Below are 23,585 nucleotides of genomic sequence, written 5' to 3'. Positions count from 1 at the left end.
CTTCTGTTTTTTCTTATTTGGAAATCTCATCACACAAATTCCTTTTAAAAATGATTCTCCATTCTCCATTCATTAATAAGCTGCACAACCTGGGTCAAATTGGTATACCAGATATAATGTCCTCCATTTACAATATATAACTGGTGATTACCAGATTCTAAATCCAATTGATTTCTATGAGCAGTCTCCCATGCCGGAACATTTTGTACATTCTCTGAAGAAATCATAGTTAATACAGGAAGTGCCGATGGGAATTTTTTATTTTTTATAGAGAGTAATGACTGATCCATCCCGTTCACTTCATTTCTAATCGTATCGTTGCTGCTTAAAGAATATGCCTGAATGTATTCCTCCCCATCACTCTCCGTATAAGTGTACCCGGAAACCTGTGGTAATGCTGCCCCATATTTATCTGGATCTGTTTTCAGTGCCGTCTGGAATTCTTCCAAAGAAGAAAAGGAATTCTTGATTTTCTGAAATTCATCAATTCCCTGCAGCATATATTTCTTTTCCATTTCCATAGCCTCTGCCAGTTCTTCATCATATACCGTATTATCAACAGCAATGAAACCTTTTACTTTTTCCGGATAATTCTGTACAAAGTTGAGTCCATATACTCCAGAAATCGAATGTACCAGCAATACACACTGCTTAATTCCCATAGTGTCCAGTGCAGCATTCAATTCACTATTGATATTATCTACAGTTCGGTTAGTCGATGCACCATCACTAAGTCCATATCCAAACGGCTCTACAATCACTATATTAAAACTCTCATCTAAAGATTGTGCCAGAGGTTTGAAGTAGATATGCGGTGATGGAACTCCCAGTGCCGGCATCATCACCAATGTGGTTTTTCCTTCATCTGCAAATGTTTCTCCACTTGCATCCAATTTTCCATACAAAGCAAGATGCATATTATTCCCTTTCACTGTGATATATTTACTCGCATATCCAACTTGTGTTGCTCCCATAGCATATACCATATTAGAATTTCCTACCAGAAATGCAAACAGCATCGCAATCGTCGCAATTCTTGAGATTCGCTTTTTGTATCTTCCCATACATTTCCTCCTAATAAATTATTTCAAATATTTTTTCAGTTCTTCTACCTTATCTAATCTTTCCCATGGAAGGTTGAGATCGTTTCTTCCAAAATGTCCATAGGCTGCCGTCTGTTTATAGATCGGACGGCGGAGATCCAACATCTGAATGATTCCTGCTGGTCGCAGATCGAATTCTCTTCTTATCATCTCTACCAGACTCTCATCTGAAATTTTCCCAGTTCCAAAGGTGTCTACCATAATAGAGGTCGGATGAGCCACCCCAATTGCGTAAGACAACTGAATTTCACATTTTTTTGCCAGACCTGCAGCCACAATATTCTTCGCAACATAACGAGCAGCATAAGATGCAGAACGATCTACTTTCGTGCAGTCTTTTCCAGAAAAAGCTCCGCCGCCATGCCGTGCCATACCACCATAGGTATCTACAATAATCTTGCGTCCTGTTACACCACTATCGCCGTGAGGACCGCCTATGACAAAACGCCCTGTTGGATTGATGAAAAATTTTGTGTTCTCATCTACCAGTTCTGTTGGAATAATCGGTTCCAATACATATTTTTTTATATCTTCGTGGATCTGCTCCTGTGTCACATCTGGATCATGCTGTGTTGACAGAACCACTGCATCCAGCCGGTGCGGAATACCTGCTTCATCATATTCTACGGTAACCTGACTCTTACCGTCCGGTCTTAAATAATTCAACAAACCATCTTTACGGACCTGAGTAAGCTGACGAGTCAATTTGTGTGCCAGGGAAATTGGATATGGCATAAATTCATTCGTTTCGTCACATGCATAACCAAACATCATACCCTGATCCCCAGCACCAATTGCATCAAGCTCTTCTTCCGACATTTTGTGTTCTTTTGCTTCCAATGCCTTATTCACGCCCAAAGCAATATCTGCTGACTGCTCATCAATTGCCGTTAAGACGGCACAGGTATGTGCATCAAATCCATAGTCACCATTATTATAACCAATTTCTTTGATCGTTTCTCTGACCACCTGCTGCATATCTATATACGCATTGGTCGTGATTTCTCCCATCACTAATACCATACCCGTTGTAATTGCAGTCTCACAGGCCACTCTGCTCATCGGATCCTTCTCCATAAGAGCATCCAATATGGCGTCTGATATGGCATCACAAATTTTGTCCGGATGCCCTTCTGTTACTGATTCTGAGGTAAATAATCTTTTCTCCATAGTAAATTCTCCTAGTATCAATATTTCATATTTGTCAATAACATAAAATATCTTTACTATGATTACTATATTTTTTGTCTACATTGTACTTTTTTCTGTCCGGTTGGTTTTATCTTTAAACCAAATAACTTTTCTATTCTTCTACGAAATAACATATCCGTCTGATTAATTCTGGAATATTAACAGGACTGGTTATATAATCGCTTACACCTTCATGGCGATATTGATATTCTAAAGATAAATCTTTATTATCAGTGAATATAAAAAACGGCAACTCTCTGAATCTTGGATTCTTCATGTCCTTAAAAATCCCTGCTACTTTTCGCATAGAATGAAGAAAATCCATAGCAATTCCATCCTCCATAAACAAATCACACAGAATCAATTCAATATCCCGATGTTCTAATAATTTATTTTTTGCCTCTCCTATGCTTTCCGCTGTAATAGTATATACACCTTTTTTTAGTAGCTCTGTCTGCATCACGCTAGATGTTTCTGAATTTTTCTTTACAAGAAGTATTTTATGAAAGGCTGCACCTTCCCCACATGATTCCTTATATGCATACTCTAAAAGAGTTTCCTTAACTAACTCTGAGCTAAGCTTATTCATGCACAAATTTGCACCTTTCTCTAATGCCCTTGTTTCATATTCTTCCTTTTCATGACATGACAAAAAAAGAAATGGTACTTGAATTTTTTTTAAACGCATTATCTCCAATAATTTAAAACCATCCCCATCCGGCAAATCTAAGTCAGAGGTTATATATAATAGTTCCTTTTCTTCTATAATATGTGAGGCATCTTCTACAGAACACGCTGTTATTACTTCATAGCCTTTTCGCTGCAAAAAATTTTTTAATAACCATATATAGTTACTATCATCATCAACTAATAATATTTTTTTCATATTGAATCTCCTGCTTCATTTTTATTATTCCAAAATATCCCAATATTTGCGTTTCATTATTATAGCTCTCTGTATTTATATTTTCTCATGCAATTATTGCTAAAATATAACCAATAAAGCAAAAAAGAAGCATAACACAATGCTTCTTTTTCTACATCTATTAACTCTTTTCTATAATTTCCGTGTAATCCTGTATTTGTCCGCCCAAAAGCCTCTTACCTAGAATCACCCAGGTCTCCCTATTATACCGATCCAAGCTTCTATAAAGCCTCATAATCTCAGATTTTACATCTTCTTCCTTTTCATTTAATTCATTTCTTAAAATATACTCAATAGATACTTTAAACACCCTAGACATTTTTGCCAATATATCGGCAGGTACATTCAAATCCGATTTTTCATATTTACTAATTGTTTGTTGACTTACTCCAAGTATCTCACCAAGCGCACTTTGGCTAAGTCCTATCTTTTTTCTGAGTTCCGCAATTCGATTCACCTGTCTCACCTCCAATACATCAATATTACACTCTTTCACGCCTTGTATTCACTTTTATTAGTGGTATATTTACTACTATTCGTTGTATTTTAGTTGTAACCACTAACTCCCATTTAAGCAAGATTTATGGCGTTCTAAGCAAAAAATCTATATTTTCTAGTATATTTACTTAAAATAAAGGTAACGTCAAGTAAGCAATCAAAACCGAGTCAAAAGAAAATTTCAATCGAACCTTAAAAATTGCAGTTATGGATAAACCAATACCGGAGACGCCGCCCAAACCTATCCCCGCCAAAAGGCAAAAATGCCATCACCATTTCTGCTAGAAATAGCATTTGACACTACAAAATAAATTAGGGAGGTATTCACATGAAACATATTTTAATTGTAGAAGATGATACTATACTGAACGAAACACTGTCCTTCAATCTACAACAAAAAGGATATATTACTCAATCTGCCCAAAACCAAAAAGAAGCTTTAATAAAATTAAAAAGTGTACTCTTTGACGCGGTTCTTCTTGATGTTTCTTTGCCGGATGGTAATGGTTTCTCTATATGCCGTAACATACGTCAAACTATCAATTTAAACACAGCGATTATCTTTTTAACTGCAGATGATATCGAACAAGATATCCTTAAAGGATACAATTTAGGTGCTGATGACTATATAACAAAACCCTTTTCTATTCTTATATTAGAAAAAAAATTGAACGCTATCCTTAATCGAATTGAGTTACATGAACCTTCCAAAACATATTCAGACCATCGGCTCCAGTTAAATTTCTCTTCATATACTGCATACGTTGAGAATAAACTTGTCGAATTCACACCGCTTGAATTTCAACTTTTGGAACTATTGATTCAAAACAAAGGTCACATTGTTACCCGCCAACGTATTCTGGATGTTATTTGGGATAAGAGAGGAAATTATGTAGATGAATCATCACTAAATAGCATGATCTGTAGAATTAGAAATCGAATTGATACTAAAGAATTTCATTATATAAAAACCATTTACGGAACTGGATATATGTGGATGAATCAATGATAGGGAGGAAATTTCGAGAGACTATGAATAAATTAAACATCTTGTTACCTTTAGTACTTTGCTTAATCAATTTTATATGTATTTGTTTCACATATAGGATTTCACCAATATGTACATTAATGTTACTACTTTGCCAAATAAGTTTTTTTTTCAGCGGAACTTTATACTACTTTACACACAAAAAAGCCATGCAAAAAATATTCAAAGATCTTCTTATATACATGGATCAGATGATAGATGGTTATACTATTGATGAGCAGGAAACCTTGGAAGATACTTTCATCTCCCAGGTGTACCACAAACTATACAAACTGTATAACATATTGCAGTCAAAACAACAGAGGATAGAAGATGAAAGAGATAAACTACAATCCTTTATATCTGATATCTCTCACCAAATTAAAACTCCTTTAACTAATCTAAATCTGATACAAGAAACCCTTATGCAAGATGTACTGTCTCCTAATAAGAGAATTGAATATTTAAACCTCCAATTAAGTCAAATTGAAAAATTAAATTTTTTAATCCAAGCTCTATTAAAATCGTCAAAATTAGAAAATGGTATCATAAATTTGAGTCCAAAATACCAATCAATTAATGACACTATTTTCTCTTCTATAGAAGCAATCATCGGAGCTGCAGAATCCAAAAATATTTCTATAGTCTATAATACAACAAATGATTATATAGTAGCACATGACAAAAAATGGCTCGGAGAAGCTTTAATAAACCTCTTAGACAATGCCATCAAGTATACTCTACCAAATGGTAAAGTATCTATTCTTGTAACCACAACAAAAGATTATATAATCCTATCAATACAAGATACCGGAATCGGCATAACTGAGGAAGAACTTCCATATATATTTAAAAGATTTTGGAGAGGATCTGAAACTAAAACAGATGGCAATGGCATAGGACTATACCTCTGTCAAAAAATTGTGGCATTACATAATGGATTTATTTTGGTAGACTCTGCTATTTATAAAGGTTCTTGCTTTTCTATATACTTACCCAAATATCGTACTCATGAAAATAGGATTGTGTAATAAATCTACATTTATTGCACAATCCCATTTTTCTTAGTTTTTGCTACGTACCTATTCTGCTGTTGTAAGCCACGCACTTCCATCAAGACAATCTACAAAGCAATCGAAACGAGGCTCTCCACATCCAGAATAAACATTAACTTCTTCTTTCTGTAATTCGTACTGATCCATCTTTGCTTACCTCCTTATCTATTTATAATTTAATTATATCTCATTACACCTATTATCACATATTTTTGGTATAAAACGTCATTTTTCCTTTCTATTCAGATATAATTAATTATTTTGATTGTTTTCTATCACCAGACCTTTATTAAAAAATCAGCGAATAATATGCTATGAGGAATCAAGTTATCTCAAACCAAATTCCGATAATCGGATTTACTCTGTTTTAAAACAGAAGATTTTCATTAATCGTTTTTTTAATTTGCTACAATAGACTGTCGGTTGCAATAAAAAGTCGCTACATAGGAATATATTATTAATATAAAAAACAAAGCAATACAAAAAATACTTGTTTCTAAAAATGGATAGTGATAACTTGATTTACCAAATATTCCGATTTGATCAAAAATCAAACAAATTGCATAACCACTTAATGATCCTATGGTCAAAGTAATTACTATCGTTCCCATAACATAATAGAAACATTCTATCCATAGTGTCCTAAACAATTGTTCCTTCGCTAAACCTACAGATCGCAAAATAACAAGTTCTCGTCGTCTCGAAACTAAATTTGTCATAAGGGTATTAACTAAGTTTATAATCGCAAAAATACCTACAAATAAAACTAATATATATATAGGACCTTTATATCTGTCAATATTTAATTGCATATACTCTACACTGGTTGAAAAACTTTCAATAACCAAATTATTTAACGATGAGCATTCTTCCTTAATATATTTTTCTGCTGATTTTACATCCTCACTATCAATCAATAATCTGGAATTAAAATTACTTACATTAGTTTTTAACTCCTTTAAATAATCCTGTGGAATGACAAAATAAAATCCAGAATAATCGCTATTCTTCCAATCAACAATTCCCATAACCGTAAAGGTAAGCATTTGTCCAGTGTTTGTTTCCAGCTGTATTTTATCATTTAGTTTAACATCATAATTGCAAAATTGTTTTAATATACCTGCACTATCATCAACAAGTATACCGTGATTATTAAGAAGTTGTTCGTAATCTATGGTTCCTTCTTCTAAATATTCATGATATTTACTAATATCTTCTTCCTTTATTCCACCAATATGAGACTGAGGCATACGTTCCACATTTAAATTATTTGGCAAATAAAAAAAGGATTGACAACTTTCAACTGATGTTATACCAGTGATTGCTGGATTCTCGGACAACTTATTTACAAGATCCTCATTTAAAGGATTACTTTCTTGCAAATCAGTATACTTTTCAACATACTGTTTTTCGTCGTCCGTTGCTCCATCATACTCAAGAGAGATTTTTATTTCTCTATCTCCAAAAGTCTGACGTGCCATATTCTCAGCATCTAAAGAATTCAAATATGTTGCTGCTGTTATCAAAAACACTCCTGTGAATCCTAAAGAAAACATAGTTAGTATAATCTTTTTTCTGTTTTGTGTGAAATTTTTCTTTGCTAAAATTTTAGGTGTTATAAAGGTGCATTTCTTTCTCGCTTTAACAGCAATAGTCCTATTGTTTGTCGTAACTATACGGACAGCTTCAATTGGAGAAATAGACGATGCTATTTTTATAGGTTTTCTTATAGAGAGCAGTATTGTAAATAGGGTTAAAACTGTCACTACAAAAATACACTTTATTACATTAGACCAATTCCACCCATTTGGAATAAGTATATAAACTAATACACAACTAACTAATATTCCTATTGGAATAGAACGTAGTGCTAAATAGATACCTTCATTTTTTACCATTTTCTTTATTTGCTTTGATGTCATGCCAATCAGCCTTAGTCTCCCATATTCTTGTACCTTCCCAATTACAGAAATATAAAATATACTATATATTACTAATGAACACGAAAAGGCAATTAATAAACATAAAACAATGACTGATATTGTATCCCGAGTAGAATTATCGACGCTGTTAAAATACGAAGAACTAAATGCAATGTCCTGTTCACTTATGCCATATTTCGATAAACATGATATTATTGCCGCTTTCAATTCTTCTGCTTTCAAATCACTACTATCCCTTAGTCTAATAAGACCGTTGTACACGAATTCTTTGGTATAATTCTTATATAAATACTCAGATGAAATTAGCAATTGATAATTTTGATTAATTTCATCATCTTCTATTATTCCACTTATTTTATACTCATCTTCCACAGAATTTGGTAATGATAGTTTTATTAAATCATTTAAACCCTTTTGAATATTAATCTTTTTTAATAATGATTCAGAAATAACTATTTCATTATATTTCTTTGGGAGAGAACCTGATATTTTAGTTGAGGTTAATTCAATATTCTTTTGATCACGATAATAAATACTAGTATCAAAATTCTTTACTCGTATTTTTCCAATAAACATTTCCTTGCCAATTGCTTCAATGTCTTCATCTTTTGAAATATTTTTTACTTTATCGTCATCAATACTAATTATTGCTGCCTGATACCTCCCTCTCAAAAAGTTATTAAGCTCATATGATTTTGCAAAAACATATAATGCTAACGAAGACATAAGGCATACTGCAAAAAAAATTGTACTTACCAGAAAAAGATTCCTAATTCTATCAGATTTCAGATTTTTTTTTGCTAGATTCTTGATAAATTTGCCATTTACATTTTGTAACATTGTCTCACCTCCCTTTTAGTCAGTTATTTTCCCATCCTCAATGCGTATTATCCTATCGGCTAATTGAGCAATTTTATTATTATGTGTAATCATTACCATTGTCTGATTATATGCTCGACTTGTTTGCTGTAATAATCCCAAAACATCAGAACTAGTTTTACTATCAAGATTCCCTGTTGGTTCATCCGCTAGAACTATAGCTGGTTTCGTGACTAATGCTCTTGCAATAGCTACTCTTTGTTGTTGACCTCCTGACAAATTACTAGGCATAGATAATAACTTATCTCTTAAACCAAGCATTGAAACAATGCCTTGCATGAAATTTTCATCTACTGTATTACCATCTAAATTCACCGGCAATACAATATTTTCATACACATTAAGTGTTGGAATAAGATTATAATTTTGAAAAATAAAACCTATATTTCTTCTTCTAAAAATTGTCAGTTCATTATCATTCAATTCAGAAAGATTTCTATTCCTTACAAATACTGTTCCTGAAGTTGGTATATCTAATCCACCAACCATATGCAACAGTGTGGACTTTCCTGAACCTGATGTGCCAACTACAGCGACAAACTCTCCTTCCTCAACGCTAAAATTAATGCCATCAATTGCACGTACTATATTTGGCTCTGTTCCATAATACTTTTTTAAATCCTGGGTTTTTAAAATTTCCATCCTTTTTACTCCTTTTTCTTTTATAATATCAGTATAATATTGCAGAAAAATAAATAACCTACTTAAAGTAATTATTCTTATCTTTTAATATTTTTACTTATTCTATTAAACTCTAGAACCATAGGTTCAGATTTTATCAACTAATATTTCAAAATGAAACAAGCAGTCAAAAACATACTTTTTGACATGACATAATACTAATGGGAATGATACTTAAAAAGGCATCTACACCTCAATCTTGTTTCCCTGGTTATGGTAAGGACATCTCAGCTCAATCAAATTTCTTTTCTAGTGTAAATTCTTCCCCACATATTTTCATATTTATTACTCTATTTTTCCTAAAAACAGTATATGTCTATAATCTTGAACTCAGGATTTGATTCAAATTTTAAGAAAATCTTGAATAATTATAAAACCTCCAAGTTGTCAATATGCAAGACAACTTGAAGGTTTTATATTTTCAATTCTAGTTATTACAGGTTATAAAACAGTCATTCCAGAAGAAGCAATCATATAAACAATGAATTTTGGGATCTCCACAACTACCATAGACATTAACTTCTTCGATTGACAAATTCTGCAACTCGTCCTTTTCCTTCTGCTGTGTATTCATAACAATTCCTCCTAATTTGTTGCTGTAAGCCACGGTGACATATCTAAACAATCTACTAGACATCCATATCTAGGATCACCACATTCACCATATGTATTTACTTCCTGTTCCTCTAATTCAATATTATTTTTTTCAGACATCATACAGTAACCTCCTCAACATTACGGATATTAATTTTCTACACTAACTATCTACAAAATAGCTTGTTTTTAATTTTATGTGCTCATCTTAATCACCTCCTGCTTTTTTTGTTGTTGTTACTATTTTAAACCTATAATATTAAAAAATAATAGTTATTGTCTAAAATGACCTTTTTATTTTCTATTAGTATATTCTAAAAGACACTGATTCATATAAGTAATATACTCTTCTAAAACTTTCTTTGGCGTTCCCATTTTTTTATAAAAAAGCTGATAATCTATCATTTTTTTTACAAAGTAACATGTATAATCATCCTTATCTACCGATGTCGGACACTTTCCAGTACAAAAATATCTATATTCACATTTATTGCATATATCTTTATCGTCTACACAAAAGGTCTTCTGAATTACTCTCTCTCCCATTTTATCGCACAGATTATTTTCTATAGTTTCTACCTCATCATATAAAACATTACCTAATCTATACGTATCATCTTCTAGGCACTGGCACATATATATATTACCCTCCGGAAAAATTGCTAACACTTTTCCATACCCTCCGCAAGCATTTCGAACTTGCAAGTGTGAATCAATAACACCACATAGTGCCTTTTCTTCATAACCATGGTCATAAATATATTTTGCAATATCTAAATTCATTTGAATCTTATCTAAATCTGTCAAAAACTCTACTTTCTCCCTGGCTCTCCCTACTGGTGCCACAATATTAACTAACAACCCCGTATTATATTTTGCTGCGATATCTATTACTTCATATAATTCCTTTTTATTGCTCTTTTCATAGATAAAACTTAAAACAACATCAATTCCAGATTGTTGACATATTTCAATATTGCTAATTAACTCATCTGCCTTTCCCATTTCTCCAAACATATGTTTTGTACTGAAATCAATTTCTTTTACCTTGCCTTTTAATTTCTCTATTACACTTGTATTAACCGCAATTCCATTACTTTGTACTATAATAGGAATAGATGTTCCTTTATGTATTTCTTCTATAATTTGTAATATGTTATCTTTAACAAACGGTTCTCCCCCTGTCATTATAAATTTATGAGGACTACATTCGTTTAAAAACGGAATTATTTTTTTCTTAATATCATCTATATTTATTTCTGCATCTAAGTTCATTCCATGATTAGCATTAATTGCACAAAAATCACAATTCATATTACACTTACGGGTTATCATCAAATATACCGTATTAAATTTTTCATGTCGCTGAATAATTTTCTGTTGAATAGAAGCTTGCTTTTTCCATATAGGATAAAGAAATTCTTTAACTTCTTGTTTATCAAGGTTGTTTGCAATTTTATTACTTACACCCAAATAAACTTTAGATACAGGATCAACTAATACAACTTTTTCATTCCGTATTATCTTTTCAAATTCGGGTATATTATTTTTTTCCATAATCTCTTCTCCTTTTTAAAATATCTCTCATCGCTTCTTTTTGCTGTTCTGTAAAATTTTCGTTGAATAAATCAAACATTGTTTTATTCACATGACAACTCACCTCAACTGGATGGTAAATATCTCTATGTATTTCATAATTAGATGCTTGACATCCTCGTGTCTTGCAATGCTTAATATATTTACAATTCTTACATGTTTCATATTTAACATCTTCTCTATATGCAATTTTTCTAATCTGCATAACATCTAATCCTTCATTTACATTCCCTATCTTAAATTCTGGTAACTCTATACATGTGTAGATATTACCATCCGTTGCTACATAAACATTATTTAAACCAGCTTTACAGGCATAAAAGTCACAAGGCACTAAAAATGCTTGTAGGTGTTGCTCAAATAAATTCCAATAGAAGCTTTTTCCCCTCTTTTTAACTTCTTCCTTAAACAAATTGAAAGTGCGTCTTATTTGTTCCTTCAATTCTAATATTTCTGATGGCTCCCACTGACAATAATGATCTATACCTGATTCAATCTTATCAGCCTTCAAATCTAGTAAAAACCGAAAACTCTGTTCAAAAAACTGATAATTATTCTTTGTTACTACATGGGCATACGCAACTGTCTTTCCTGTTTTTTCCTCATACTCTCTTAAATAAGGTAGTCTTTCCATAATTCTGTTATAACTTCCATTCCCTACGTAATCATGCCTATTTAAGTCGTGTACAAATTGGGGACCATCTATACTTACCTTTATTTCAAAATCATTTTTAATAAAAAATTCTACATTTTCTCTTGTTATCAACGTTCCATTTATCGTTGTACTAAATTTTACTTTTAGACCATTCTTTTCACCAATTCCATTTGCATAATCAACTATACTTTTCATTGTTTCAAAAGCCATCAAAGGCTCTCCCCCAATAAAATAAACTATCAGCGTTTTATCATATTGCTTTTGTGCCTCATGAACTGCTATATCAACTGCCTTCTTAGCACTTTCTACACTCATATAGGTATTTTTCTTTTCGCCAAGATAGCAATATGTGCAATTCAAATTACATTTATTTATTATCTCCAATGATAGTGTGTACATTTTATTCCTCCTCATATAAAAAATTGATGAATCAAAACTCTGTATTGTAAATCTAAATTCATACGTTCTTCCAAACTAAATAATGGATACCGTAAAACAATTTCTTTTTCTTGGTGCAAAATTTTAAAATCTCGTATTTTATCTTTATATGGTAAAACAGCCTGATAACTATCGCAATCTATAAAAAGTATTTCCCAGTCGTGCAATTGTCTAACCATTTCTGAATCCATATCCTCAATTGTAAAATTTGCAATCGTATTTGTTACTTCATTTATAAATCTCTGCTCCATCTGATCATTCGGGCGATTGGTACAAAATAAGCATTGTTTTTGTTTTAAAGTTTCACATGGATAATAATGATTCAAAAAACTATGTTCTAAATTCTTTAACGCTTCTCTAAAACTATCCTTATGCCAACTCAATAATCCTGAAATTTTGGCACATGCAAAACTATTTCCCTGTATCAATCTGGGAATTTCCAAATGATACAAAGAAAAATAGCTTGAAGAGAAGATAACTTCATTGCGACTTTCATCGAACAACATAATTTTTTCAGGTGAGTTTTTGTCAGTGCATTTTACACCTACTACAAATGATAAATCAGCCGGATATGTTGCATATACGTTCCTGTTTGAATGTGCTGCTACTATTAGTATCCCTTGTCTTTGAGCGTCTTTGCAGATACTTTCTAGTTCTGGGTGGTAATTATATTCATCTCCTACACTTAAATTAATGATATCAACACCGGATTCAATTAGTGATTCGATTCCCCTAATCAATTCCAAGACAGAACATTTCATATTCTCCGAAATAATAGGATATAATATAATTTCCGCTTGTGGATTTTCTTTTAAAATCATTGAACAAACAATTTCTCCATGAGTAAATCCAATACCATATTTTCTATATTCTCCATTGGTACTTTTTCTTCTTATATCTAGTTTCTTATCTCTAAAAAATCTATGTTTAAAATCCCCATCTGTATCTAAGACACCAATTTTCATTAGCTTCCCTCCCTTCTACTTATGAAAACTTATTTAAATCAATTATCACATCTGCTTCTTCTAGCTCCTCTAAATTGTGAGTTGCAAAAATAACTATTTTATCTACAGATAATTCATGTAACAACTGATAAAAACTTTTCCTACGTTTTCCGTCAATGTTAGCTGTTGCTTCATCAAAGACTAAAATTTGTGAATTTTTCAAAATATTTCTCATAATATCCAAACGCCGCATCTGTCCTTCAGAAAAATTACATGGGTTTACTTGTATTTCTGTATCCCATCCAGCTTTTAATGAATGTATTTCATCCTGCAAATCCAAGCACTTCGCCACCGTATCCATTTCTTCCTCTGAAGCAATATGTAGTAATTCCATGTTCCGTCTTACTGTATCATTGAAGAACTGTGTACGCTGCATAACATATCCTGTATTTTTCCAATAACTGTTAATATCTAATTCCTGCAAATCAGTGTCGTTCACAACCACTTTTCCTTCTGTCGGTTGATACACACCTGTTATAATTTTGAACAGAGTGCTTTTACCTTGTCCACTTTTTCCATGAACTCCGTAAAGAGTGCCTTTTTCGAACTTCAAATTGAGCCGGTCAAATACCTTCTTATTTGACTCTGGATAAGAAAAGCTCATCTCTTCTAAGGAAATGTTATTAACTGTTGTTACTTTCTTTCCGTCTCCTTGTTTCTGATCCGGATACTGAAGCAGACCATTAATATCCTTTAAGGAAACTACAGCTGTATGATACTCGTTAGCAAACTGTGCAATTCCAATAATAGGATTCATAATAATTGTCTGGTAATTCATCAAGGCCATAATGGTACCTATGGTCATATTCCCTTTAAATACTTCTTGTGCACCGACTACCCAAATTATGACTGTTCCTATAAACTGGATCACGAGTATCGTAGATGTATTCAATATGTACAACAAATTCTGGCGATTCGTCTCTTTTTTGTATTTCTGATTTTTCTCAAAGTACATATCATGCACATATTGCCCACATTGAAAGAGTCTTGTAATAAACCAATTATCATAAGTGTTTGTCAGAACATTGGTGATACTGTTATATCCTTCCAGAACTTGACCACTGGTTTCTTGTATCAATTCCCCTAGAATTCTACTAATAAAAGGGACGCTAACAAGTAAAATAATATTGGATGCGGCAATTCCCTTATGGATAGAAAACATATATGGAGGCACAACCACCAGAATAACAATATTGGAAACCAATGTGATAATACTTGTGATTCCACATTGTTTCACTGCTGATACATCTTTATCTACTTTCAGCAAAATGTCACTTAGCTTTACTTTCTCAAAAAAATTCACACTAACCGTTGACAATTTATCTTCTATCTTTTGTCGCATATCTGCTGCTATTTCTTCCGATATAACAGCCACAATATAACGCTGTATATAATTCATAAGATAATTCAGCAACAATATTCCTAGGAACACTGCCAAAAGGATCATAAATGCAGATAAACTGGTACTATGCGGATTTCCCAGATCATCTATCACTTTTCCCTGCAGTTCTGGACGTACCAACGAAACCCCAGCCGTTAACACAATCATTGTTATTGTTAACATGTAGGAAGGAAGTAACTTTTTCTTAAAAGCATACTCTTGTAAAAATCCAAGATACGGACGACTTTCTTTACATTTCATCTCTTAACCTCTTGGCAATCTTCTCTCCGAACTCACTTAATTTTAAATATTTCTCCTGGATATAGCCCACATACATTCCTAATTTATCTCTAACTATTTCAATCGGCTGCTGCAAATAATATTCAAGGATCTGCACCATTGCCTTATAAAAGATGTGTTCAAAAATACACTCTGCATCCGATGGTACATTAATTTTCCCTGTATTGATAAAATTCATATATCCGCATTTCATACCATGACAAAAATCTCGAATTGTGCATCCCTTACACTTCGGATCGGTTTTATCAAAGTTAGACATTGCTATTGATTTTGACTTTCTTATATCAACGCCTTCCTTAATATTTCCTATACAATATTTTTCATTACTTGTAAGAAAACCGCATGGGTATATCTGACCATTCGGAAATATCTTGAAATTTCCAATTCCGGCATCGCACATGCTAAAACAATTTCCAAAATCACACAGCATATTAAACATTTTTCCATCAAATTGATCTATGGTAAAAGCTCTGCCTGCTGCTGCCTCATCCAAATAGTACTGTAAAATTTGTTCTACCTGGTTTTCAAAGTCTACCTTCAGTTCATCAGATATTTTTAAATATACATCCATAATCATACAGATGTTATCCAGACCATGCTCATGCAGGTAACAGATGTTTTCGAACATATGCGGAATGGTATTTTCTGTGACCGTCATTCTTACAGAAAAATTCAATCCACTATCCTTTACCTTCATGATATTCTCAAAAATTTTGTCATAGCAAGAAACTCCATCTTTCGCGACTCTATTCAAATCATGGGTTTCCTTATTCCCATCAAAACTAAGACGTACTGTAAAATGATTTTCTTTCATAAATGCAATGAACCGATCATCCATCAGTGAACAATTGGTAGTAATATAATACTTTACTTCCCTTTCCGGATAATTATCTTTGATATAGGCTACTGCCTGGTAAATTAAATCTTTCTTCAGCAAAGGCTCACCGCCCAAAAAATCAAGCAAGATTTTCCCTCTATCCCCATAATTCATCATAAACTCCAACGAGTCCACAAGTGTTTTTTCATTCAACTGATAATGGTTATGGTAGTCTTCATAACAATACTGGCATTTAAAATTGCAATCTGTTGTCATATATAATGTAAAATTGTACATATATCCTCCTATTCCTAAATGTAATAATATAATTCAGTGTACTCTTTATCCTATTTTTTTCTATAATTTTTGCTTAATTTGACTTTTTAGTTGATTGATTGTCCTCTTTAAAACAACAACCAACCGCAATTATGTAATAAATACATAATTGCAGTTGGTTCATAAACAAAGAATCAAACGTATACTACTATTCATACCGTAATATAACTTTAGTAAATTCCCACTTCTTTTCCAAATTTATAGATATATTGTGTGACTGTTCTAATTGCATACTGTACTGATTGATTTCCTGCATTTGAATATGTACTTTCATTTTGTGCCATATCAACCAGTCCTTTTGCATGCTTCGCAGCTGAATACATCAAATCTCCTACTGATAGAGAAACTGCATCATTATAGATTTGAGAAGAAAACGAATTACCTGAAATCGTGTAAGATGTTCTATTTTTGTCTACATACTTTTCAAACGCTGAATGATTACTATTTACCGCCGTTAAATTTGAAGCATGGTGCGGTTCATTCAAATCAGATACATAGTGCGTTCCTTTTCCAAGATAATCCATTGCCCTATTTATATCTCCAGCCTGATACATGATAACTGCATTCTCATAATATGTCTCTGCTCTTGTCCGGGCAGTTGGTGATGTCTGTCCCATCCAGTTTTTTCCGGTATCTGGATCATAAAAGTGCCCTGCGAATGTACCAAAGTCCGTCTCATTTCCAACCTTATCAGGCCAATCTGTCGCCTCCATTAATATTCTTGCATTTAATTCATCATTAAATAAGCTTCCCCCTTTATCATTATTCAAAATGGTAAGTGCATTTGCTACTATGTACTGATGAGTATGATCAATACCGCCCGATTGAAAACGTTCATCCCCATTTTCAACATGCTCCAGAGGTGCACCATCACCATAGATATCGTCGGAACCATTTGCTATTTCTTGAATCTTCTGGGGAACTTTCTGTGATTCTGCTGCAAATACCACATTAGCTGAAATCATCGCTAAAACTCCTATTAGCGATACCATGATTTTTAGTTTTTTCTTCATACCTATTACCTCCTATACTTTTTTCTTCAGTATAAAAAATTTGTTACATATTTCAATAATTATTGCTTATTTTGACTCTTTTATTTTCTAAACAAAAAAGAGAGCATGCGCTCTCTTTTTTTTAGTCACAAAGGTACAATAATTGAAAAACAAAACATACCATCTCTCACTTGTATAGAATATTCTCCACCATATTTTCGTACTATATTTTTTACATTTTTAATACCATATCCATGATGGCTCTTATCTGGCTTTGTTGTTTGGATTTCCCTACTTGATACAACATATTTTGCCTGATTTTTTCTTATACTATTTTCACATACAATTGATAAAAAACCTCTAAATTTACCAGCTCGTAATTGAATTAAATTTTCTTTTCCTGGCTCCTCTTTTTTCCTCAATTCACATTCTCTTAAAGCATTATCCAAAATATTTGAGATAACAACACATAAATCCTCATTTTTCATATTAGCAAACGGACGTAAATCCGCAAGAATTTTTAGTTCAATCCCTTGCTCTATTGCATCTATTTTCTTCCTATGCAATATACTGTCAATAAAAGCATTTCCTGTGTTATAATAACTCTCATATCGCTCCAATTTATTCTCTATACTGCCAATATATTCTTCTTTCTCCTTCTCATCCTTGCTTCCTCGTAAAGCTTCCAAATGATTTCGTATATCATGTGCAATACGCCTTACACCATCCATATCTCTCTCCAACCTTACATAATAATCATATTGAAGACTCATTTCCTTTAGCTGCAATTTCTTCTCACTTTCAATCTGTTTTGCATTTAGATAATATTCTAATAACACAACATTGCACATGCTTCCTATAATCAAAACAAAACCCGCTAGCATAATCGTTATCACAGACTCTATATTAGTAAACATATACGTACTATAATATAACTTATCCCCTAATAGTAACATTACAATTATACTTATCAGATTTGGAATTACAATAGTGATAAAATTTAGGGTGTTAATTTGCGTAGGTATTTTCCGGATTAATTTAACACTAATCAATACACCTATCGTAATAATAATCTCAGACATTATTAACATTTGTATTTGGTAATTGTCTGGAAGTTCCAATAAAAATTTTTCTGTTTGTATATATTCAATCGTACACGCAAGCACCTGTGCCAATGATATAAAGGAAAGAAAAATACAATTTATAATAAAACAGTATTTCAAACTATATTTCCATATAATTCTTCCTGCACTCAAAGAAATTATGGTTATTAAAATAAAACTATATATAATATGTGTATGTAAACTGTTTTCTATAATTGAAAGCATTATTGCAATAACAAGACCCAAAACAAGTCTCAATTTCTTGGTTACTCTTTTTTCCATTCTCTCGCCTAATATATAAAAAAGTAATATAATATTAAAGGCAGAAAATAAATCTTTCAATATCTCTATATTCATTTTATGCACTTCCAGTCCGTTCCGCTAATTTTTTAATCAGTTCTTTTTTCCTAGATTTTGTCGTATAAATTTTTTCTCCACTTACCAACACAATCATAAATTCTTGGACATAATCAACATAATCCAAATTAACAATCACACCGTTATGACATCTATAAAACGCATATTTTTCTAAACGGACTTCCAAATCCTGCATCTTAAATCGTCCTATTACATCTCCTTTACTAACCGTATGGAATACTACATTCCTATCTACCGTCTCAATGTACTGGATATCTGAAAGAAACAATTTCATGAAACCTGCGTTACTTTTCACTCCAATATATTCTCGTTCTCCTGAATTAATTTTTCGTATAACACGATTCAATTCACAATCAACTTGAATTTGGGTAATAGGTTTTATTATATAATTCGCTGGCTCAAATTCGAAACACCCTAACCCATACTCTCTATGGGATGTCACAAAAATAATTGTTGATTTTTCATCATATTTTCTTATTACCCTAGCCAATTCAAATCCATCCATATTAGGCATCTGCATATCCAAGAAAAATACTTGAAAATCTTCTGCCAGTGAATCCATTAAATATAATGGCTTGGTATATCTTTTTATTAATAATTTTTCCTTTATAGTCTTCTCATAATTCCTAATCATTCTTTCAAGAGTATTCAAGAATACTTCTTCATCATCACATATTGCAATTTTTATCACGTATGCTCACCTACCACTTATCTTTGTATCGGATTCCTGCGTATCAAATAACCTTCTTCCCATAACTAATAAAGTTTCCCTATTGACAGAATCCAATTGTCTGTATATCTGCCACATCTCGTCTTCTTGTTCTTCAGACAAATCCAGCTCGTCTTTCCCAATCAATTTATCAATTGTAACATTAAAAAAATCTGCAAACCGTAATAATAGATATCCAGGAACAGTATCCAAACTATCCATGTTTTCTATTCTACTAATTGATTGTTGACTAAGTTTCAGCTGGATGCTTAATTCTTTTTGTGAAATGCCGACCTTTTTTCTTAATTGACGTATAACATTCATCTCTATACCTCCGATACTATTATAACATACTTCCGAAGGCATTTTACATAGATAAGTGGTATTATTTATAAATTTAACTCACTATACAAGTATTCTTATATATTCTTTATATTTATTCCACAATGTCTGTTTTTTTTCCTCTAAATAACACATCACCCAATTGGGTATTTCGTTTCCATTTTCCTGCCTAGTTCTATTCATCAAACAAATTTTTGCTAAACACTTTCTCTTGAAAATACAATGATTGCATTTCAAACATTCTTGCTCATTACCCAAATAATGCTTTACCTTCTGAATAATCAATCCGCCCTTTACATCTCCAAGATAACCCGTCTCTGTTAAATTAGATGCACACCCATAGATACTTCCATCAGTCCTCACATAAATTCGTATGGCTCCGACACCGCAACCTTTACATACAGACGGTGCAAAATATTGTTGCATATCTATTATGAGTCCCCACATAAAAGGCTTTCCCTTATGAATTCTCATCAAATTGTATTCTATAACCTTTTCCCATTCTTTAGCTATAAAGTCCAACTGTTCATAATTCCATTCTACAGACAAATCTAGTGCAGAATCTATCACTTGCATTTCTAGATCCTCTACCAAATATTTGACGCTATTATATAAATCTTCATAATTGTTTCTCGTTACAACGTGTGTTGCTTGCATACGCATCTTAGTTCTATTCTCGTACTCATGAAATTGAGCAATATTATCAATTATTTTGTCATGTGTTCCACTTCCATCGCAATATTTACGATTTTTATCTTGTACTTCTTTTCCTCCATCAATGCTAATTTTCACCTGCACCTTCTTGCGAATAAGCCACTCTAAAATATCTTGATTTATAATACTTCCATTTGTTGTAATAGAATATTTAACTGCCAAATTTCTTTTTTGTGCTTCTAAATCAATCCAATCAGATACTTTTCGTATGAATTCATAGCTTAGCAAAGTCTCTCCTCCTACAAAGTCAATCCAAACCATACGATCTGCATGTCTCTGTGCATTTAAAAATGCTATTTCCATTGCCTGATAAGCCGTCACAAAATCCATTCTCTTACTAGATAATTTCCCCAGATAGCAGTAATCACAACTAAAATTACATATTTGATTTACTTCTAATGTTATCGAATACATTTTTATATCACTCTTCTATCATATATTTTACACAATCATTAGGTTCCAGTTGATATTGCTTCGCAATTTCTACATACTCTAAAAGTCTTGGACACTTGTTCTGGTATAATGCATTAAAAACTTTCAAATTATGCCAATATAATACCTGCTCTAATTTACATATAGCTACATCAGGCTTATTTAACCATCCACTTGCCTTATAATTAAGGAAACCGCATCGTGTAGACATACAAGTAAATGCTTTCTCACATTTTTGGCATTCATGTATTTTTTTTACAGATTTCTCTACCTTGAACATGAACTTTTCTTTTTCTATGCCTGTCCATACAGTTCCTATTTTCCAATCTTCGTCATTAGCTACATAGCCACAGGGATAAATATCTCCCTCTGTATTTACTACAAAATGCCCTGTTGTACCAGCTGAACAAAATACAATGGGTCTTTTCGCTAAAAATGTAGTGTACTTAAAATCATAAAGGTTTATAACTTTACAACCCGTTAATGCAATATTGTGAATATATAACGAATCCAATAACTCCATCTGTTCATGAAGAATCTTTAATTTAATCTCATCCCAATTGTCAAAATAATTATACGCTATATAAATCCTGTTTACGCCTCTCTCTAAGAAGTAACAAACATTATTGTACATATCTTCCACATTATTACATGTTACTGTCATGCGTACATTAAACATAACCTGCTGCTCAATTAGCTTCTGAAGGTTCTTGCTGATTGTACTAAAAGTATCATCTCCATATACTGAACGTCGATTCCTTTTTTGTGTATGTTCTTCTCCATCGATACTTAATGATAAATTAATATTTTCTTCCTTTACAACCTTTATTACATTATCATCTAAAAATACTCCATTCGTTGTCATTTCTAATTTGAATTGATCTCTAATTTCTTTGTAATCTGAATTAATCTTATTAATCGCATAAAAAAACAGGGGTTTATTTAGCAATGGCTCTCCCCCCAAAAATACAATATGTATTTTATCGTTTTCCACTCTGTTCTTCATAATAAATGCTAAAGTTTGATCAAATGTCCTTATATCCATTTTCCCTGTCTTCTTATCTATTCCTTCATAACAATATGTACATTTCAAATTACATCCTTCTGCTAAATATATTGTACATTCCATAAAAATCCTCCTGCTAAAAAAGCCACACAGATTTTTTAATCCATGTAGCTCTTTCAAATTAATCAATTCCTGATAAATATGCCCCATCAAAAGGCCAAGGACAATCTGTCAAGCAATATTGCGTTCTATTTGAGCATGCAATATATCCTTGAATTTCTTCAGCAGATAAATCTAACTCTTTTGTTGTTTGCTCCATTTCATTTATTGTTTCATTGTCCATTAGGCGTTCCTCCTTTCGTTTTTTATAATATAGGATAAATTTTTTTGTTCTTGCTCTCAATAAACATTGTATAAAACGTCTTTTTTTATGCTTAGAATGCTTATAACTGATACGCCACATATTTTGCCATTTTTTTTAGCAGTTCTTCCTTTTTGGATTTACTCACTGGAATAGTGACTTTTTCCTTCAATATCAATGAATCCTCCTGTACTCGTTCTACATAATCTAAATTAACTAAATACCCCTGATGGCAACGATAAAATAGCCTATCTCCCAATCTTTTCTCAAATTCATATAATTTTTTATATGTAACAATATTTCTATTTGCTGTATGTATTACAACTGCCTTATTTTCAGTTTCCATATAAATAATGTCGGAAATTTGTAATGCAATAATTCCTTCTTGGGTTTTCAGCATAAGTTTTTCCTCAGCATTTATAATTTTTTTATTGTAGACCTTATTCAAAATCAGTTCAATTTTTCTATATAGCACAGGTTTTCCCAAAAAATCTTTTGCTTCAACTTGTACACATTTCTGTAAATTTGGAAGATTATAAAATGAACTACAAAATATAATAACAACATTTGAATCTATCTTGCGTATTCTTTCTGCAGTCTCAAAACCATCCATTTCCGGCATTGTAATATCCAAAAATATTATATCATATTTTTTATAAAAATATGATAACATCAATTGAGGACCACTTATAAAACGACTAACTTTTACATCTATATTATTTTCATGCGAAAAATGCTCTGTATGCTCCTCAATCCTCTTAGTAAAGTCTTCGTTATCATCACATATTGCCACTTTCAGCATCAGTCATCACCCCCTGTTCATGCTTTCTAAGTCTCATAATCAAAATATCTATTGTCAATTTATTATCTTCCGACAACTGTCTATATACTTTTATTACTTCCCTTTCATGTTCTGAAAGAACTTCACCAATACTTTTTTCTTTTCTCTTATCCATTTTATTTTCTCCCATACACATATTTTTAATAATTATACTAATAGCATATTTTTTTTCTATATTTTTTGTCTCCTTTGCACTTTTTCTTGTATATAGGCGTTTGCGAAACGCCAAAAGCCGCATAAATACGGCATTTTTTTGTTGTTAAAATAAAATATCTCCTCAAGGT

23 protein-coding genes are annotated in these 23,585 nt (G+C 32.2%); 2 read left to right on the top strand and 21 right to left on the bottom strand.

What is annotated here, in order from left to right; translation table 11 throughout:
* Positions 1 to 44: 44 nt before the first annotated feature.
* The 4 genes from AB5170_RS10320 to AB5170_RS10305 all read right to left on the bottom strand — a co-directional run bounded on the left by AB5170_RS10320 (position 45) and on the right by AB5170_RS10305 (position 3,676).
* Positions 45 to 1,064, bottom strand: coding sequence for an alpha/beta fold hydrolase (locus AB5170_RS10320; RefSeq protein ID WP_368361701.1), 1,020 nt, complete (start codon positions 1,062 to 1,064; stop codon positions 45 to 47).
* A gap of 18 nt (positions 1,065 to 1,082) precedes the next feature.
* The gene (metK, locus tag AB5170_RS10315; RefSeq protein WP_368286789.1) at positions 1,083 to 2,273 is read right to left on the bottom strand and encodes a methionine adenosyltransferase; all 1,191 of its coding nucleotides are present in this window, start codon (positions 2,271 to 2,273) and stop codon (positions 1,083 to 1,085) included.
* Positions 2,274 to 2,406: 133 nt separating this feature from the next.
* Positions 2,407 to 3,180 carry a response regulator gene (locus AB5170_RS10310; protein ID WP_368286788.1) on the bottom strand — a complete coding sequence of 258 codons (774 nt, stop codon included), beginning with the start codon at positions 3,178 to 3,180 and terminating at the stop codon, positions 2,407 to 2,409.
* A 160-nt stretch (positions 3,181 to 3,340) separates the two neighbouring features.
* Positions 3,341 to 3,676: a helix-turn-helix domain-containing protein gene (locus AB5170_RS10305; protein WP_025579080.1), complete on the bottom strand. Its 336-nt coding sequence runs from the start codon at positions 3,674 to 3,676 to the stop codon at positions 3,341 to 3,343.
* Between the two features lie 369 nt (positions 3,677 to 4,045).
* Between AB5170_RS10305 and AB5170_RS10300 the strand changes: the two genes are divergently transcribed.
* The gene (locus tag AB5170_RS10300; RefSeq protein WP_025579082.1) at positions 4,046 to 4,726 is read left to right on the top strand and encodes a response regulator transcription factor; all 681 of its coding nucleotides are present in this window, start codon (positions 4,046 to 4,048) and stop codon (positions 4,724 to 4,726) included.
* 23 nt (positions 4,727 to 4,749) lie between these two features.
* On the top strand, positions 4,750 to 5,775 hold the full coding sequence (locus tag AB5170_RS10295; protein ID WP_316381657.1) for a HAMP domain-containing sensor histidine kinase: 1,026 nt from the start codon (positions 4,750 to 4,752) through the stop codon (positions 5,773 to 5,775).
* 422 nt (positions 5,776 to 6,197) lie between these two features.
* Here the strand turns inward: AB5170_RS10295 and AB5170_RS10290 are convergent, their stop codons facing one another.
* From AB5170_RS10290 to AB5170_RS10210, 17 genes are all read right to left on the bottom strand, one after another.
* Positions 6,198 to 8,582 (bottom strand): ABC transporter permease, encoded by a 2,385-nt coding sequence (locus tag AB5170_RS10290; RefSeq protein WP_368365063.1) that lies wholly within the window; start codon positions 8,580 to 8,582, stop codon positions 6,198 to 6,200.
* 15 nt (positions 8,583 to 8,597) lie between these two features.
* Positions 8,598 to 9,263, bottom strand: coding sequence for an ABC transporter ATP-binding protein (locus AB5170_RS10285; RefSeq protein WP_016289225.1), 666 nt, complete (start codon positions 9,261 to 9,263; stop codon positions 8,598 to 8,600).
* A gap of 624 nt (positions 9,264 to 9,887) precedes the next feature.
* Positions 9,888 to 10,019 (bottom strand): hypothetical protein, encoded by a 132-nt coding sequence (locus tag AB5170_RS10280; protein ID WP_016289222.1) that lies wholly within the window; start codon positions 10,017 to 10,019, stop codon positions 9,888 to 9,890.
* Between the two features lie 171 nt (positions 10,020 to 10,190).
* The gene (locus AB5170_RS10275) at positions 10,191 to 11,453 is read right to left on the bottom strand and encodes a radical SAM protein (protein WP_316381637.1); all 1,263 of its coding nucleotides are present in this window, start codon (positions 11,451 to 11,453) and stop codon (positions 10,191 to 10,193) included.
* Entirely contained in the window at positions 11,440 to 12,546 is a 1,107-nt protein-coding gene (locus tag AB5170_RS10270) for a radical SAM protein (RefSeq protein WP_368286786.1), read from the bottom strand. The genes AB5170_RS10275 and AB5170_RS10270 overlap by 14 nt, the downstream gene beginning before the upstream one ends.
* Before the next feature lie 11 nt (positions 12,547 to 12,557).
* Entirely contained in the window at positions 12,558 to 13,550 is a 993-nt protein-coding gene (locus AB5170_RS10265; RefSeq protein WP_016289219.1) for a S8 family serine peptidase, read from the bottom strand.
* A 19-nt stretch (positions 13,551 to 13,569) separates the two neighbouring features.
* Positions 13,570 to 15,231: an ABC transporter ATP-binding protein gene (locus AB5170_RS10260; RefSeq protein WP_173685601.1), complete on the bottom strand. Its 1,662-nt coding sequence runs from the start codon at positions 15,229 to 15,231 to the stop codon at positions 13,570 to 13,572.
* Positions 15,221 to 16,384, bottom strand: a complete 1,164-nt coding sequence (locus tag AB5170_RS10255) for a radical SAM/SPASM domain-containing protein (protein WP_016289217.1) — start codon at positions 16,382 to 16,384, stop codon at positions 15,221 to 15,223. Before AB5170_RS10255 ends, AB5170_RS10260 begins: the two co-directional genes overlap by 11 nt.
* 209 nt (positions 16,385 to 16,593) lie before the next feature.
* Positions 16,594 to 17,436: a zinc dependent phospholipase C family protein gene (locus AB5170_RS10250; protein ID WP_016289216.1), complete on the bottom strand. Its 843-nt coding sequence runs from the start codon at positions 17,434 to 17,436 to the stop codon at positions 16,594 to 16,596.
* Positions 17,437 to 17,561: 125 nt separating this feature from the next.
* Positions 17,562 to 18,875 carry a sensor histidine kinase gene (locus AB5170_RS10245; protein WP_173685600.1) on the bottom strand — a complete coding sequence of 438 codons (1,314 nt, stop codon included), beginning with the start codon at positions 18,873 to 18,875 and terminating at the stop codon, positions 17,562 to 17,564.
* 1 nt (position 18,876) lies between these two features.
* Complete coding sequence (locus tag AB5170_RS10240) at positions 18,877 to 19,587, bottom strand: LytTR family DNA-binding domain-containing protein (RefSeq protein WP_016289214.1); 711 nt, start codon at positions 19,585 to 19,587, stop codon at positions 18,877 to 18,879.
* A 6-nt stretch (positions 19,588 to 19,593) separates the two neighbouring features.
* Positions 19,594 to 19,929, bottom strand: a complete 336-nt coding sequence (locus AB5170_RS10235) for a helix-turn-helix domain-containing protein (protein ID WP_025579103.1) — start codon at positions 19,927 to 19,929, stop codon at positions 19,594 to 19,596.
* An 81-nt stretch (positions 19,930 to 20,010) separates the two neighbouring features.
* Positions 20,011 to 21,075 (bottom strand): radical SAM protein, encoded by a 1,065-nt coding sequence (locus AB5170_RS10230; RefSeq protein ID WP_173685598.1) that lies wholly within the window; start codon positions 21,073 to 21,075, stop codon positions 20,011 to 20,013.
* 7 nt (positions 21,076 to 21,082) lie between these two features.
* On the bottom strand, positions 21,083 to 22,222 hold the full coding sequence (locus tag AB5170_RS10225) for a radical SAM protein (protein WP_016289211.1): 1,140 nt from the start codon (positions 22,220 to 22,222) through the stop codon (positions 21,083 to 21,085).
* A 58-nt stretch (positions 22,223 to 22,280) separates the two neighbouring features.
* Positions 22,281 to 22,442 carry a hypothetical protein gene (locus AB5170_RS10220; protein ID WP_016289210.1) on the bottom strand — a complete coding sequence of 54 codons (162 nt, stop codon included), beginning with the start codon at positions 22,440 to 22,442 and terminating at the stop codon, positions 22,281 to 22,283.
* 100 nt (positions 22,443 to 22,542) lie between these two features.
* The gene (locus tag AB5170_RS10215; protein ID WP_316381627.1) at positions 22,543 to 23,262 is read right to left on the bottom strand and encodes a LytTR family DNA-binding domain-containing protein; all 720 of its coding nucleotides are present in this window, start codon (positions 23,260 to 23,262) and stop codon (positions 22,543 to 22,545) included.
* The gene (locus tag AB5170_RS10210) at positions 23,240 to 23,416 is read right to left on the bottom strand and encodes a hypothetical protein (RefSeq protein ID WP_173685596.1); all 177 of its coding nucleotides are present in this window, start codon (positions 23,414 to 23,416) and stop codon (positions 23,240 to 23,242) included. The genes AB5170_RS10215 and AB5170_RS10210 overlap by 23 nt, the downstream gene beginning before the upstream one ends.
* Positions 23,417 to 23,585: the final 169 nt, after the last annotated feature.

Origin of the sequence: Ruminococcus sp. RTP21484sp1_RTP21281st1_A8_RTP21281_210402, from assembly GCF_040914025.1 — a bacterium.
In the GTDB taxonomy this organism is placed as follows: domain Bacteria; phylum Bacillota; class Clostridia; order Lachnospirales; family Lachnospiraceae; genus Blautia_A; species Blautia_A faecis.
The sequence above is the reverse complement of the archived record's forward strand: the minus strand, read 5'-3'. Positions and strand labels throughout refer to the sequence as shown.

Excerpts from the sequence above, each read along its gene's own strand:
- AB5170_RS10310 (WP_368286788.1), bottom strand. The coding sequence starts at position 3,180 with ATGAAAAAAATATTATTAGTTGATGATGATAGTAACTATATATGGTTA.
- AB5170_RS10320 (WP_368361701.1), bottom strand. The coding sequence starts at position 1,064 with ATGGGAAGATACAAAAAGCGAATCTCAAGAATTGCGACGATTGCGATG.
- AB5170_RS10225 (WP_016289211.1), bottom strand. The coding sequence starts at position 22,222 with ATGGAATGTACAATATATTTAGCAGAAGGATGTAATTTGAAATGTACA.
- AB5170_RS10215 (WP_316381627.1), bottom strand. The coding sequence starts at position 23,262 with ATGCTGAAAGTGGCAATATGTGATGATAACGAAGACTTTACTAAGAGG.
- AB5170_RS10255 (WP_016289217.1), bottom strand. The coding sequence starts at position 16,384 with ATGTACAATTTTACATTATATATGACAACAGATTGCAATTTTAAATGC.
- AB5170_RS10300 (WP_025579082.1), top strand. The coding sequence starts at position 4,046 with ATGAAACATATTTTAATTGTAGAAGATGATACTATACTGAACGAAACA.
- AB5170_RS10260 (WP_173685601.1), bottom strand. The coding sequence starts at position 15,231 with ATGAAATGTAAAGAAAGTCGTCCGTATCTTGGATTTTTACAAGAGTAT.
- metK (WP_368286789.1), bottom strand. The coding sequence starts at position 2,273 with ATGGAGAAAAGATTATTTACCTCAGAATCAGTAACAGAAGGGCATCCG.
- AB5170_RS10210 (WP_173685596.1), bottom strand. The coding sequence starts at position 23,416 with ATGGATAAGAGAAAAGAAAAAAGTATTGGTGAAGTTCTTTCAGAACAT.
- AB5170_RS10295 (WP_316381657.1), top strand. The coding sequence starts at position 4,750 with ATGAATAAATTAAACATCTTGTTACCTTTAGTACTTTGCTTAATCAAT.
- AB5170_RS10290 (WP_368365063.1), bottom strand. The coding sequence starts at position 8,582 with ATGTTACAAAATGTAAATGGCAAATTTATCAAGAATCTAGCAAAAAAA.
- AB5170_RS10285 (WP_016289225.1), bottom strand. The coding sequence starts at position 9,263 with ATGGAAATTTTAAAAACCCAGGATTTAAAAAAGTATTATGGAACAGAG.
- AB5170_RS10280 (WP_016289222.1), bottom strand. The coding sequence starts at position 10,019 with ATGATGTCTGAAAAAAATAATATTGAATTAGAGGAACAGGAAGTAAAT.
- AB5170_RS10265 (WP_016289219.1), bottom strand. The coding sequence starts at position 13,550 with ATGAAAATTGGTGTCTTAGATACAGATGGGGATTTTAAACATAGATTT.
- AB5170_RS10230 (WP_173685598.1), bottom strand. The coding sequence starts at position 21,075 with ATGTATTCGATAACATTAGAAGTAAATCAAATATGTAATTTTAGTTGT.
- AB5170_RS10275 (WP_316381637.1), bottom strand. The coding sequence starts at position 11,453 with ATGGAAAAAAATAATATACCCGAATTTGAAAAGATAATACGGAATGAA.
- AB5170_RS10245 (WP_173685600.1), bottom strand. The coding sequence starts at position 18,875 with ATGAATATAGAGATATTGAAAGATTTATTTTCTGCCTTTAATATTATA.
- AB5170_RS10270 (WP_368286786.1), bottom strand. The coding sequence starts at position 12,546 with ATGTACACACTATCATTGGAGATAATAAATAAATGTAATTTGAATTGC.
- AB5170_RS10220 (WP_016289210.1), bottom strand. The coding sequence starts at position 22,442 with ATGGACAATGAAACAATAAATGAAATGGAGCAAACAACAAAAGAGTTA.
- AB5170_RS10250 (WP_016289216.1), bottom strand. The coding sequence starts at position 17,436 with ATGAAGAAAAAACTAAAAATCATGGTATCGCTAATAGGAGTTTTAGCG.
- AB5170_RS10235 (WP_025579103.1), bottom strand. The coding sequence starts at position 19,929 with ATGAATGTTATACGTCAATTAAGAAAAAAGGTCGGCATTTCACAAAAA.